We start from the raw sequence: 14,871 nt of genomic DNA on the forward strand, positions 1-14,871 counted from the left end.
GTGGGTGACGCGCCGGAAGGGCTGACGTTCAACGAGGACGAACGGAAGCTCTTCCTGGTCCTGATGGGGACCGAGCCTCCTGAGGCCGTTCCCCAGAAGGTCTATGCGCTGAAAGAGCCCTTCGACACGCTCGATCAGAATCTGAGCACCCTCCCGATGCACTACGACGACACCGTCTCCAGCATCGACGGGGCGCTGCCGGATGAGGTCATCCAGCAGTTCAAGGAGACGTTCGGCTCGCTGCTCGGCGCCGACGGCGGCGTCAACCACATCGACCAGGTCAGGCAAGCCGCCCAGCTCATGAGCGAGCAGGTCGGCGGCTGGTCCCGGAACCTCCTTGAGGCCCAGGTCCAGATCATCTCGATGCTCATCGCGCTGATGGTGCAGCTCGCGATCATGGCGGCGCTGGCGGCCTTCACCGGCGGCTCCTCGCTCGGCGAGGAGGAGATCGCCAAGGAGACCACGCGTCTCGGTCTCACGATGCTCATGCGGGGACTGCTCCAGCTCGTCGAGTGGGTCATGCCGACGGCGATCCAGGCGGCCATCGGCGCGCTGCTGATGATGGCGGCGAGCCTGATCGCGAGCGCGATCGACGGTGACCCGGAGGGTCCGCACATCAACTGGAAGTGGGTCGGAGAGGGCGCGCTCGGCGGCGCGCTCGCCGACCTCGGGATCCGGGGGATCGGGGGCGTCTTCGACAGGACGATCCTCAATCCCATCAAGAAGCTGGACAACACGTTCCTCACCGGGGCGGCGCTCGTCGGCGGCGACTTCATCAAGATGGGCGGCGGCGGCGCGATCGCCGGCACCTTCACCCAGGGGCTCATCGACAACCACTGGCAGGTCCTGCCGATGATGTTCGTCGGCGGCGGTGTCGGCGGCGTCGTCTTCGGCGCGGCCGTACGGGGCGCCGCTCTGGGCGGCATCAAGTACCGCATGACGAAGCTGGACATCAACCCCGACCTCATCCGGCCGCTGGAGAAGACCGAGCTGCTGGCGGACCCGCCGGGCCGGGGGCCGGGCGATGGCCCGCCCGGTTCCAACGGCGCGAGGAACATCGACACGTTCACCCCGCGGGAGACGATCGCCCCGCCGCCGCCGGGGCACCCGCCGCCCGGGCTCAACCGGCCACGGGGCGGCGGCCCCGTACGGACCGGGCCGGGCCTCACGGACCCGTCGCGCGAGACGTTCGACAACGAGTCGTTTCCCAACCCGGATCTGGAGAACCCCGCCGCCCAGTTCCGCGAGAACGTCCCGCCGCCCAGCCCCTCGTTCACCGAGGTCCCGCCGCTGCTGGACGAGCACGGCATGCCGATCGAGCCGCCGCCGCTCGCGCTGAACACGCCGCCGCCCCTCAGCCCGCTCTCCACGGTCCGCGAGAACATCTCGCCGGCCGACCCCTCGTTCACCGAGGCTCCGCCGCTGCTGGACGAGCACGGCATGCCGATCGTGGAGCCTCCGCCGATCGGTTCGTCCACGCCTCCCGGGCCGCTGAACCGGCCGATCGAGTCCGCACCGCCCCCGCCCCCCAGCCGCGAGGCTCCGTTCCAGGAGCGGCCGACGACGCCGGCGCAGCCCGTACGGACCGAGTCGGGAACGAACGGGAACCCGCCGCCGGAGGCCGAGCACGAGGGGCCCCCGGCCCCGCACGACACGACGTCGCAGGACCCGCCGCCCGACACCACCTCGCACGACACGACGCACGACCCGGCCTCGCACGACGTCCCGCCGATCGAACACGACCCGATTCCGCCCGTGGACCTGGTGTCCGGACATGAGGACGCGGCGCCGAACTTCGTCTTCGACTCCGCCGACCACGTCACCCAGCAGCAGCTGCGGAACGGCCAGGACGCGCAGGCGAGGCGTTTCACCGAGCGGCTGCAGACCGAGGACCGCCGGTACTGGCAGCAGCAGGAGGCCGACCAGCACCTCGACGCCGCGGTCGCCGCGCACCTGTCCTCCAACACGCACGGCGTTCCCTCCGAGGGGCCGCGGCTCGACCCGTCGGCGCGCGTGCGCGAGACGGACCTGCCCGAACACCTCCGCGGCCCGGTCGTCTCGGCATACCACTCCGCCGTCAGCGAGCACGAGGCGAGCCTGGGCACTCCGGGCGGCCGGAGCAACGCGCCCGAGGGGCAGCAGCAGCCCCTGGCCCAGCGGCTGCGCACCAAGCTGGAGACGGTGTTCGCGGACTCGGGCTACACCGGGTCGCCGGACCGTACGGCCGAGGTCCTGCTGCGGCCCGACGAGCGCTTCGAGCCGGAGGCGCTGGCCCGCAGGGCCGGGGTCCCGGACCATCTCCTCGGCCCGGTCGCCGACGGCTACCGAGCGGTCCGCACCGAGACCGGCGGGAGGAACGACCCGGCCGCCACCACCCGGCTGGCCGAGGAGCTGGGGACACGGCTCTCGGCGCTCGACCACGACCTGGACGTCTCCGTACTGGCCGACCGGATGGTACGCGAGCAGGCGCGGCTCGACACCGACGGGTCGCGGCCCTGGACCGACGACGTGCGGGGGCGGTTCGACTCCCGCTGGCGGCCGCTGCACGACGAGCACCTGGCCGGCACGCTCTCCCGGCAGGAGTTCGGGCAACGCTTCCAGGAGCTGGTCGACGGGCTGCCCGACGAGCTGGAGCTGGAGGCCGCGGTCCGGCTGGCCCGTGAGAGCGCCGGGAACGCCTTCGACGCGAGCGACCTCGGCGAGCGCTCCGCCCCGCCCGCCGAGGCGCGGTCGCGCGCACGCTTCCTCGCCGAGGTCGAGTCGGACGTACGCGGGATCGCGGAGCGGCTCGGCATGGGAGGGAAGCGGGTCGACCCGGGCGTGTGGGACCGGTTCCACACCGAGGCCAACACCCGGATCAACGAGCTGACCCAGGGCCTGCGCACCCGCATGGAGCTCGAGCGCGAGGCGGACCTTACCTTCGGCCGTCTCCTGGACCAGGCGGGCCTGGACCACGCCTCCGCCGACGCCCGGACCCTGCGAGCGGAATACGACGCGGAGTTCGCGGCCCGTACGCGGACCCTGCCGGACGGCGACGAGGCACGTACGCTCAGCCACCGGGACTGGGAGAGCCGGCGCTCCGAGCTGACCGACGGACTGCGCGACCTGGACGACCGCTGGGCGGGCCGGCTGCGCGCCAAGACCGCCGAGAACGCCCTCCTCGCCCGCGCGGGCGAGGAGATGGGGAGCCACGAGAGCGCCTGGCGGGAGCGGACCGGGCGGGCGGAGATCGGCGACCGCGACACGGTGCTGACGGAGCTGCACGACGATCTGCGCGCGGAGGGCACCAGGCTCCTCGGCGACCGCGACGCACGGGAGCTGACCGCCGACGAGTGGGGCGACCACGTCAGCGAGCTGACCGCCGCGTACGAGCGCCTGGCCGAGGAGATGCCCGCGCGGTTCGACGAGCACGTCAGCCGGACCGAGATGCTGCGCCGGGTGGACCGGGCGCTGACCGGCCTGGACCATCCGGACGGGCACGTCGAACGTGTCGGTACGGACTTCCGTGCCGCGATGACCGAGGCGCACAAGGCGGTGGTCGGCCGCCCGGAGACCGGCGTCTGGTCCCGTGCGGAGCTGGCCCGGCGGGAGGCCGCCTTCGACCGGGAGTACTTCCAGCCGTACCGGGCCTCCCTGAACGACCGGCTGGCGTTCGAGGCCGCCCTCGACCACGTGCTCGGCGAGAGCGCGGAGCGGTTCCACGACCTGACCAGTGAGGTGAGTGAGCTCACCGGCCGCGCACGCCGGCGGTACGCCATGACGGACCAGACGTTCGAGGAGACCTCGAAGGACTTCCGGGCGGAGTCGGCGGAGATCTTCCACCAGGCCCACGGAGTGGCGCGCGACCTTCCCATCATGCTGGAGCAGGAGCGGACCCAGGGCGACGTCTTCGGCACCACGCTGCGGGAGACCTGGACGAACTTCCGCGCCCAGGTCGACGCGACGCGGGTGGCGGGACTGCGCGCGCGGGCCGAGACGGACTACGACACCGGTCATCCGTCCCTGACCTCCCTCCGCGCGCGGCAGGAGTACGAGGAGGGGCTCAAGGCGCTCCGGCAGGGCCTGGCCGACGGCTGGGACCGGGCGATGACCCCGGATGAGCAGACGGCGCTGCTCGGTACCGCGCGCTCCGACCTCGCCGCGCTGCGTGCGCGGGTGTCGGCGCGGGACGCGGTGTACCAGCGGTCGGGCGAGGACCCCGAATGGACCCTGGACTTCGGGAAGCTGGACGTCACCCGCGCCCCGGCCGAGGAGCACGGGCGTCTGCCGGAGACGGAGGAGAGCTCGCGTCCCTCGACCGTCTCCGAGGGGCCGCCGCGCGACTCCGAGGACCGCCGGGCGTACGTCGAGGACGTCCCGGACGAGGGAGAGCCGGTCGAGACGCCGCTCCTCGAAACCGTGCACGTGTCCGTGCCCGAGATCGAGACGGTGACCGAGCCTCCTCCCGCGCCCCGCTCGACCCGGATGGTCGAGGCGGAGAGCCGCATGCGGGAGGAGCTCGACGGGCTGCGCGCCGAGATCGCCCAGCGCGACGAGGCGTACGTCGCGTTCGAACGGCAGGTGGCCGACCACCCGCGTGACGCCGCCCGCCTTCCCGCCTCCGGCGTCGGGGCGCTGCGCCGGCGGTTCGCCGAGCGGTGGGCCGCCGAACCCGGCCGCCGGACCGCCCTGGGCGAGGAGCTCACCCGGTGGCTGGATGAGGCCCACACGGTCGCCGACGCGCACGAGGTGTTCGACCGTGAGGTGATCCGCACCCGGCGGACGCTGTTCGGGGAGCGGGACGCCGGCTTCCGCGACGACCCCCGCGTGGTGGCGCTGCGGGAACGCTTCGTCCGTGAGCTGAGCGGTTCCGCGCGGGGCGACGCCGAACGGGCCCGCCTGGTCGAGGAGCTGCGCGGGGAGTACGTACAGGCCCGTACGGAGTGGCGGCAGCGGGCCGCCGCGAACCGCGAGTTCGAGGCGGCGCTCGCCGTCGAAGGGCCCGAGGGCCGCCTCGACCTGGGCCGGGGCACGCACGAGTGGGACAACGCGACGCGCCGCTGGCACGAGGAGGAGCTGACCCGGCTCCGCACGCGCTACGCCGACGAGCGCGCCGCGCTCACGGACACGGGGCCGGAGGCGGCCCAGCTGACCGAGAGCGTCCGGCACGAGGCCCTGCGGCTGAACGCCCAGGTCAGGCCGATCGCCGAACTGGGCCGCAGGCTGGAGCAGGCCGCGGAGAGCCACGCCCCGGACCGGGAATGGGCGGAGGAGACGCAATCCTGGTACCGGGACGAGCAGACCACGCTCACCCGGCAGACGATGGAACTGGCGCGTGCCCGGCCGTTCGACACGCAGCTGAGGTCCCGCCTGGAAGCGGACTACGAACGCCGGCTCACCGCCCTGGAGGAGGTCGCCCACAACCGGGACCTCGCCCGGCAGGAGTTCGCCCGCGTCTCGGCCGGCCAGGTGACCGGTCAGGCGCGGCTCAGGTCCCGTGAGACGGTCGAGTGGGCGAACGGGCGGATCGAGGAGATCCGCCAGAAGTACGTCGACGAACAGCTCACCGACACCGCCATCCGGGAGGCCGAGAGCAGCGGCCGGGAGTTCGTCCCCGCGCCGGAGGGGACCGCGCCCGGCGACTGGCGCGTCCACGCGCTGTGGGCGGCGGAGACGCGGCAGCACGGCAGGTACAAGGAACTGTTCGCCCAGCGCGACGCCGAACTCGCGGAATTCGCCGAGTTCGAGGTGACCCCGGAGGAGCGGGCGGCCTTCGAGGAGACCGTCGAGTCCTGGGCGCAGGAGCACCCCGAGGCGCGGAACGATCCCTCCTTCAACGAGATCAAGGAGCGGATGGGCCAGGAGTTCGAGCGCCGGCTCCTGGCCGGCGACCGGGACCGGCAGGAACTCATCGACGAGCTCCCCGCCGAGCTGGACCTGGAGGCCGCCCGGCAGGTCGCGATCTTCCGCGGTCATCGCGCATTCGAGCAGTGGCGGGTCGACGCCTGGCACCGCCGGGCCGACTTCCAGGAGGAGGGTTCCGGACAGGGGCTGACCCGGCCCGTCCCGGACGATGCGTACGAGGCCGAGCGCACGGAGTTCACCCGGCGCTGGGACGACGCCGTACGAGACATCTTCACGCGGTCCTCCGACATCCACGAGAACATCGCGGCGACCCGTCGTACGGCCGAGACCCGGTTGACCGAGCTGCTCGACGACATGCGGGTGGACGTCGACCGCCGGGCGCGCCTGCTCCCCGAACAGGAGCGTTTCGCCGAGATCCTCAAGGACACGGCGACCTCGTACAAGAGCCACCTCTCCGAGGAGGACGGCGCTCTCCTGGAGGGTTTCACCGCACGCGAGGGCAACCCGTCCGAGGCGGGGCTCCGGCAGGTGCTGACCGACAACCTGAAGGAGCTGGAGACCGCATTCGACGAGCACTTCCCGCGCGGTGAGGAGGTCACCCCGGAGCACGAGGCGCGGTGGGAGGAGACGTTCGCGAAGAAGGTCGGCGCGCTGCCGTCCCGTCTCGCGGAGCAGACCGCGCGTGAGGGCGCGCTGAGCCGCGTCGTGGAGGACTTCGAGACGAGGTACACCTCGTGGGAGGCCGACCCGCGGCTGAGCGAGGGGTTCCGCGAGCGGTTCGGCCTGCAGTACAGCACCGCGCTGGCCCAGGGGACGCGCTCGTCGATGCAGACCGCCATCGGGCGCTCGGTCAACGACCGGTTCGGCGAACTGTTCACCGGCGAGCAGGAACGCCCCCTGGCCGAGCGGCTCGAAGAGTGGCGCACCTGGTACGACGAGACCGTCGGTACGGACCGGATGCACGTGTGGTTCGGCGTGGAGGCGGGGCGCCAGAGCGTGAGCGCCAGGACCGAGCAGATCTTCCGCGACGAGACCGCGCGCCGGTCTCCGGACCGGATGCCGTCCGGGGACGGCCTCGCGCGGGCGCAGTCGGGCCTCGTGGAGCGCGCGCTCGGCGCCTACGACGAGGTCTTCGGCTCCGCCGCGCGCAGGCCGGAGGACCTGGGCGGCCGAGTGGAGGTGTGGGACGAGCGGATGGAGCGGCTCACCGCCGAACTGCCCGCCCACCTCGACTTCGAGGCGACGGCCTCCGGCGCGCTCAAGGGGATGGGCCGCTCGTTCGACGGGCTGAGCCAGGGACACCGTTCGGACGACGAGGGGTGGCTGGACCGCACCGCCGAGACGTACCGCGACGAGGCGTTCGACGACGTCCGCGTCCTGCTGGCCCCGCGAGACCTGTCCGCGACCTGGTCGGAGCACGAGGCGAGCACCGACGACGCGTTCTCGGCCGGCCGCGCGGAGGCCGCCGGGGAACGGACGCTCACCGAGCCGGAGCCGGAGCCGGAGCCGGAGCCGGTCACCGAGGTTCAGCCGGTCACCGAGGTGGCAGTCGAGACGGCACCCGCCACCGAGCGGCCGGTGATCGGTGAGGACGACTTCCCCGAAGACGTGACGTCCAGCCCGGAGACGATGATCCTGGACGCGCCCCTCCCGGCGGGGCACACCGAGATCGTGGACAGGGCCTTCGAGCCGAACGCCGACACGGCGAGACGGCTGGCGGCGATGTCCCGGGACGAGCGGGCGTCCGAACTGACCGCCCTGGAGCCGTCGCAGCGCGGCCGGCTTGCCACGAGCCGTGACTTCGTCCGGGCGCTCCATCAGGAGTTGCCGTCCGCGGAAGAGTTCGCGGAGACGGCGGCGCGGTTGCTGACCGAGATACCTCCGGAGACGGAGCGCCCGGTCACGGCCCGGCAGGTCCTGCAGGACGTCCTGACGGTGATGCTGAACGCGCGGGACGTGGCCGCGCGGCTTCTGCTCCTCGGCGTGCGGGTCGTGGTGGTCCCGAAGGATCTTCCGGTGACGGCCCTGCCGCAGTTCCAGGCGCTCGCCGCGAAGGCGGCCGAGGCGGGCGCGCGTCCCTGGGACCGGGCGCGCAGCTTCATTCTGGACAGAACCCTGTTCATCTCCGAGGAGAACCTCCTCGGGGAGGTCGGCGTCCATGGACTGACTCATCCGGATGGGTACTCCGAGGTCACGCATCACATCGCACGCGCGATCCACCAGTTCGGCCTGAGCGCCACCGAAAAGCAGCAGTTGGCTCAGGCGTGGAGCCAGAGGAAGACGGCCCAGGAGGACGGGCACGCGGTGGCGTGGCCCGACGGGGAGCTGACCAACCCGGAACGTCCCGGCCTCACGAACTACTCCTCACGGTCCGAGCCGTCGTGGTTCTCTCAGGCGTCCAACGTCTACCTGCGGGCGAACGCGGGCGCGGACGTCCACACCGGCCTCCCCCGGAACAACGATCCCGCGTGGGTCCAGCAGAACGAGCCGGTGCTCCACCGTGTCTTCCAGCGGATCTACGGTGCGCAACCGCGGTTCTCCGATCCCGTCAACCCGCTGGCGGCCACCCTGCACGACGACATCGTCACTGACGGTTTCCGGATGCTGTGGATGCGGGCCGAACTCACCGCGGTGGTCACGGAGCGGGCGAGTGCGCTGGTGGCACGCCTCGTGGCGATGTCACCGGAAGAGCGCGCGTCCGCGATCCAGCTCATGCCGGAGACCGCGCGCGAGGCGTACTCGACGAACCCCGCCTTCGTGCGCGGGCTCCGCGAGAATCTGCCGACGAGCGAGTTCACGGCCGCGGCGGCCAGATTCGTGGCCCACGTGCCAGGTGAGGTGGGGCGGCCGGCGGCGGCGCGTGAGCGGTTGCTGGCGATCCTGCGGCGCACGATGGTGAACCCGGTCCTGGCCGAGCGGCTCCTGCTGGCCGGTGCGCGGATGTGGGTGATCCCGAAGGACCAGCCGCTGACCTCCCTGCGACCGTGGCGTCACCTCGCCGGGAAGGACGACTGGGACCACATCCGCGGCACCACCGACCGCAGGACGGCCGCGGCGGCGGTCGGTGAGGAGGTGCTGCTCGGAGAGGCCGCCTCGGTCGGCAGCAACTACCCCGACGGCCACGGATCGGCCCTGCACGAGTTCGGGCATCTCGTCCACTTCTTCGTGGTGCCCCGTGCGCAGGCGGACCGGATCGACAAGTGGTTCAACGAGAAGCTGGCGAAGGCGCAGGCCGGGGAGACCGTCGCGTGGCCCAACGGGCCCTACCGGAACCCGAACCATCCCGATCCGGATAAGCGGAACCTGGTCAACTACTCGGCGACGAACTCCGCCGAATTCTTCGCGGAGACCGTCAACGCCTATTTCAACACCAACACGGGCATCGACTTCGACACGCTGCTGCCGCGGAACAACGGGCCCCGATATGTGGAGCTGAACGAGAAGCCGTTCCTGTTCAAGATGATGCGGCAGCTGTTCGGCAAGGACCCCTCCATCGAAGAGGTGAACCCGGTCGGGGCGGTCCGGGCGGAGAACGAGATCCACCGGCGGTTCCGGCAGCTGTGGAGCGAGCCGGACGAGTACGAGGCGAGCCCGCCCCTGGGCAGAAGCCTGCTCGACGCGCCCATCCCGACCGGCGGGGCCCACGGGACCGCCGTCACCGGCCCCGTGGCGACTCTCACCGGTTTCGCCGGGGGAGGCCACGTTCCCCGGACGGAGATGGCGGCGCGTCTGGCGGCGATGACGCCGGATGAGCGGGCGCTGGAGCTGCCGCGCATCCCGTTCTCCGAACGCAACGCCATGGCGCGGGATCCGGCCTTCGTCGCCCGACTGCGAACGGAATTCAACGCGGCGGAGTTCGCATCGGTCGCGGCCCATCTGATGGTCGATGTCCCGGACCATCTCGAGCAGTCGGTGCTGGCGCGTCACACGACCGTCAAGACCGTGGAACGGATGCTCGCCAACCCGGTCGTGGCGGAGCGGCTGCTGCTGCGCGGCGCGTACGTCCACATCGTCGCGCGTGACCAGACGCTCGCCTCTGTGACCCTCATCCGTAGCTTCCCCGGAGATTGGAAGGCACCCCTGCTGCGGGGGAGGACGGACCTGACCAACGCGGTCTCGGTCGTCGGAGAGGAGAACATCGTCGGCGAGGAGCCGCAGGTGCCCGGCGTCGGCGCCCACGCGGACGGCTACTCGACTCTCACCCACGAGTTCGGACATCTGATCTGGGGGCACGGGCTGACCGCGGCCGAGCGGCAGAGAGTCATCCACTGGTTCGAGGCGAAGAAACCGCAAGGAAATGCCATGCGGTGGCCGGACGGTGAGTACACGAACCCGCACCACGCCGACCCTGCCAAGCGCGGGCAGCCGAACTATTCCGCGACGAAGGCCGAAGAGTTCTTCGCCCAGGCGGTGAACGTCTATCTGGGGACGAACAAGGGTCACGACGGCACGACGCATCTGCGGCGCAACAACGGCGCTCGTTATCTGTGGGAGCACGAACGCCCGGTGTTCTTCCTCTTGAAGGACGTCTTCAAGTCGGACTTCACTGCGATCGAGGGTGCGAATCCCACCACGGCGAATTCCTTCTACGGCCCGTTCCGTGAGTTCTGGGAGGGAGTGGACGAGCGGCCGGCGCCGGCGGTCGCCACGTCGCTGCGTCACGACGACCTGTGGGACGAGGTACGGCTGGAGCTGGCGAAGGCGCCTCCTGACCAGCGTCTCACCAGTGAGGAGACGGCGAAGCTGCGGGCGGAGCTGGCGGATCGGTACCAGGGGCTGGCTCCGTCGTTCCGGCGCACGCTCGGGCAGGCCGGTGCGGAGATCGCCCGGACCTATCTCAACGGCGAGCCGGTGCGGACGCGCGGTGGAGGCTCGGGCAAGGAGAAGGAGTACTGGGCCACCCTCTCGCCGCCCGCGAGCTGGACGGCGACCAAACCGCTGCGGAACGTCGTGCTGGCGGAGGGTCCGGACGGCGCGGCGCTGACCGTGGAGACCAAGAAGGTCTTCCAGATACCGGACGGGCGCTCCTTCGTCTCCGAGGACGACGCCAAGGCGGCCCTCACGAACACGCCCGCGGGCGGGGCGAAGCCGGCCGTGCGGATCATCATGGTCCCGGAAGTGATCTTCGGAGTGCTGCGGGACCTCCCGCAGGAGACCGAGTACGCCGACCCGGAAGTGGCCTTCGAGTCCGAGGCGAGACTCGAGAGTGCGATCGACCGGGTATCCGGCGGATCCACCGGATCCGCCGGGCCGTCCGACCGCGCGCTCGAACACACCCTCCCAGAGGACTGGAAGATCACCGAGGAGGGGAAGGGCTGGCTGATCGGGCCGCGGCCGATCGGGGCTCCGGCGGGCTCGCACGACCATCTCAACATCGGCGTGCCGCCCGCGGTGGGCCACTCGTTCCTCAGCGATCTCGTCGAGCAGAGCTGGCGGGACGAGAGTGTCGGTTCCCTCGCCAACCTCCACCTGACCGACGCACTGGACTTCGGCGACTACATCACCGCGCGCTTCCTGTCGTGGGACCACCTGGGCTACATGGCCGAGAACCCCAGGGACCTGTACCCGTGGCTGGACATCAACGACGTCGCGGTGCAGGAACTCCGGTTCCAGGCGGCCAAGCTCTACCTTCACACCGCCGCGCGGCTCACCGGCTTCATCCGGACCGGCAACGAGAAGTCCAACGCCAACGCCCTGATCCGCCGCGACCCCGGCCTCGGCTTCCGTGACCTGCCGGAGCGTGCCCGCACCTTCCTGAGCGCCGACCGGGAGGCGTTCCTGGACGCGTTCGAGATGTCGTACCTGACCCGGGTCCCGGATTACTACGAGCACTTCGCCCAGCAGCAGGGAGCAGAGGTCCCGAACGGCGATCTGCTGAGTCTCGTCGCGAACCACAAACCGGTCAGCGTCAAGGATTACCTGGTCGCCGGGATCACCGGCGACCTCAGCGTCCGTCTGGACGCGTTCCTCGACCTCACCACGGTGAACCGGCTCGACACCAGCGGCGGCACGCTGGGCAAGGTCGTGGTCGAGGCGCGTGCCGTCGGGAAGTCGCAGGTCAACGCGGTCACGTCGCGAGAACTGCACAAGAACGTCACGAGCCTGGCGCTGAAGCTCTATCCGCGGGCCGAGCGGCTGTACCGCCCCACCCCCGAGGACATCGAGCAGTTCGAGGAGGCGATCGCGGCGCTACGGGCGCAGGCCCCGGCGCCGGGCGAACCCCTCCCCGCGGCGGCGCCCGCACCCCTCGAGCTTCTCTACCGCGAGACGTCGCCCGAGGCGCGCGCCCGTTACGACGAGGCCGTCGCGACGCTGCTCGCGAGCTATGAGGACACCCACGCCGCCGCCCAGGACGCGGTCGGCAGGCTCGGCGCCGACGGCTCGGGGCGGAACCTGGCCGAGACGATGCGGCTGTTCGAGGAGACGGCGGCCCAGCGGTACGGCACGAGGATCGACCGGATCGGGCCCCACGACCCCGGACCGCGCAGGGCCTGGTGGCGGCAGCGCATGGAGGCGAGCGGCTATCGCCTGGCGGAGGCTCCCCTCGGCCACGTCGAGAAGATGTTCGCCGTCCACGCCGACCTGAACCCCGCCTCTGACGGTAAGGACTTCCTCGCGGCGATGATCGCCTGGCGGGTGCCCATGGGCGAGCCGGTGTACGACATCGTGCTCGCCTGGCACCGGGCCGGCTACGGCGGCGAGCCCGTACGCCACGCGCTGGCGACCGAGGCGTCGGAGCTGGCCGGCTGGCTCGACAACGGTTTCGACCTCGTCGAGAACGCCGCGAACCCGGAGAACGCGGCCGAGCTGACGCCGCCCCACCTTCTCGCCTACGACCGGCTGACCGGGACCCTCCCCGCCGAGCTCGGGGCCGCCGCCGAAGAGACGGGGCTCACCTCCCGGGGCGCCGCCGCTCTGCTGGCCCTGCCCCACCTGCCGCCCGAGGGCACGGACCCCGTGGCCGACCTGCACTGGACGATGGCCCGCCGGGCGGTCGTACGGCTTCCGCAGGAGCAGCGGACGGTGTGGGCCGCCTGGTGGCACACGGGTACGGCCGATCCGGCGGCCGGCGAGAAGCTCCCGGCTCCCGGCATCTGGCGCGTCTGGGGATCGGCCGAGGAGGCCCTGGCGCAGGTCCAACGCGGCCCGGGGCCCGGCCGGGTGGTCCTGACGAGCGTCAGCGAGATCGTCCACGCCACGGGAACGTTCGGGCGGGCGTCCGGTCAGGGCGAGCTGTACTACGCCCTGGACACCGAGGAGCACCAGGTCGCCGATGTCCGCGTCGTCACCGACCCGTCCACCGGCGAGCCGCGCGTCGAGTTGACGCTCGAGACCCCCGCCGTACACGCCGGGACCGTCGACACGGAGACCGGAGTCTTCGCTCACCACCACGAGCCGGCCCACGAGGAACTCCGGGACCCGGACGAGGTGCGGACCCGCGACATCGTCCGCGCCGGCAACCTCGTCTTCGGCCGTGCCGACCTCAGCGACCGGGAATGGGCCCAGTGGGAACCGCTGCTCACCCACCTGCCGCAGACGTTCGTGGCCTGGCGCCTCGGCCCCCAGGGCGAGCTGCTCACGGCCACCGGAGCCCTGCCGCTGGCGAACCCGAGCCGGACGTTCGTCTACGCCGGTGACCTGGCACGGCTCGGCACGCCGGAGGGCTTCGCGGCGGACGTCATGCCGCGGCTGGGCGAACTGGGCGCCACCGACCTGCTGATCCTCTCCCCGGACGGGCACTCCGAGGCGACGGTGCTCGGGCTGCGGTTGCTCGCCGACCTGCACGACGTCCGGATCCACACCGCCCCGCTGATGCCGCCGGGGCACGGCGGCGAGCCGGCGGCGTTCCCGCTTCCGCTGGACGCCCAGGGGCGGCCGACGTCCTGGGTGACGTACCTGCCGGGCGGCGGAGTCCTCCGGCCGGCCGACCAGGTGGCCGAGTGGCGGCCCGACGATACCGAGGTGAGGGAGAGCGAGCTCCGCCGCGCGGGCGAGGAGCAGTACGGGAGCCTCCACCTCACCGCCGGCGACCGGGCCCGGTGGGAGCCGCTCTTCGAGCAGGCGTCCGCCGAGGTCGTGTCCTGGAGGCTGGACGAGGACGGAGACCTCCTCACGTCGCGCTTCACGCCGCCGCTGGCGAACCCGGCGCGGACGTTCCTGTACGGCGGATACACCGACGCGACCGGTGCACCGCTGGCCTACGCCGCCCGGCGCGCGGCGGCGCTGGCGGAGCAGGGATTCAGCGACCTGCTGCTGCTGGCCGGCGTCGCGTACCCGGAGTCGGCGTCGCGCGCGCTGTCGGCCCTGGCCCAGGAGTCGGGCCTGCGGATCCACACCGCCCCGCTGGCGCTGGCACCCGGGCACGGCGGCGGCGGCCCGGTCTTCCACCTGCCGTTCGACGCGGGCGACCGGCCGTCGTCCTGGGTGACGTACCTGCCGGACGGCACGGTCCTGCGGCCCGCAGACGCGGCCGGCGCCCCGGCGATCGCGGAGCCGGACTCCTATCCGCTGCCGGCGTACGTCGACGTGCCCGGCCGCACGGAGCCCCGTCCGAGCGTCGAGACGGTGAAGCTCGACGCGGACCACCGGCAGATGCTGTGGACCGAGGTGCGCGGAGAGCTGGAGCGGAACAGCTGGACCCCCGGCCGGCCGAACTGGACTCCCGAGAAGCACGCGGATCTCTCGCTGCTGCGGGCCAGGCTGTCGGAGAAGTTCTGGGAGCTGTCTCCCGGAGTGCGGAGGCACGCGCGGTCGGCCGGCGTGGCGCTGGCGCGGAACTTGATGGGGCTCCACGGGGCGCTCGGGGCAGGGTCGGGCAAGGAGAAGGAGTACTACCTGGCCATCCGGCACCCGACGATCACGTGGGTCAACAACCGGCATGGCCTGCTGCTGGCGACGGGACCGGAGAACGCCAAGCTGGTCCTCGAGACCGAGAAGGTCTACTCGGGGCCGAAGTCGGACTACTACGTGGACAAGGACGAGGCGCTCAGGGCGGGTGGCACCGGGACCCTCAAGATGGTGGCGATC

At 71.9% G+C, this 14,871-nt stretch carries 1 protein-coding gene (cut by a window edge); it reads left to right on the forward strand.

What is annotated here, in order from left to right; genetic code table 11:
- A protein-coding gene (locus QWU11_RS19690) for a phospholipase D-like domain-containing protein (protein ID WP_290115243.1) crosses the window boundary here: on the forward strand, positions 1–14,871 show its start. It continues 41,412 nt past the right edge of the window; only the first 14,871 of its 56,283 coding nucleotides appear in the window; its start codon is at positions 1–3; the stop codon falls past the right edge of the window.

Source organism: Actinomadura sp. DC4, assembly GCF_030406325.1.
Classification (GTDB): domain Bacteria; phylum Actinomycetota; class Actinomycetes; order Streptosporangiales; family Streptosporangiaceae; genus Actinoallomurus.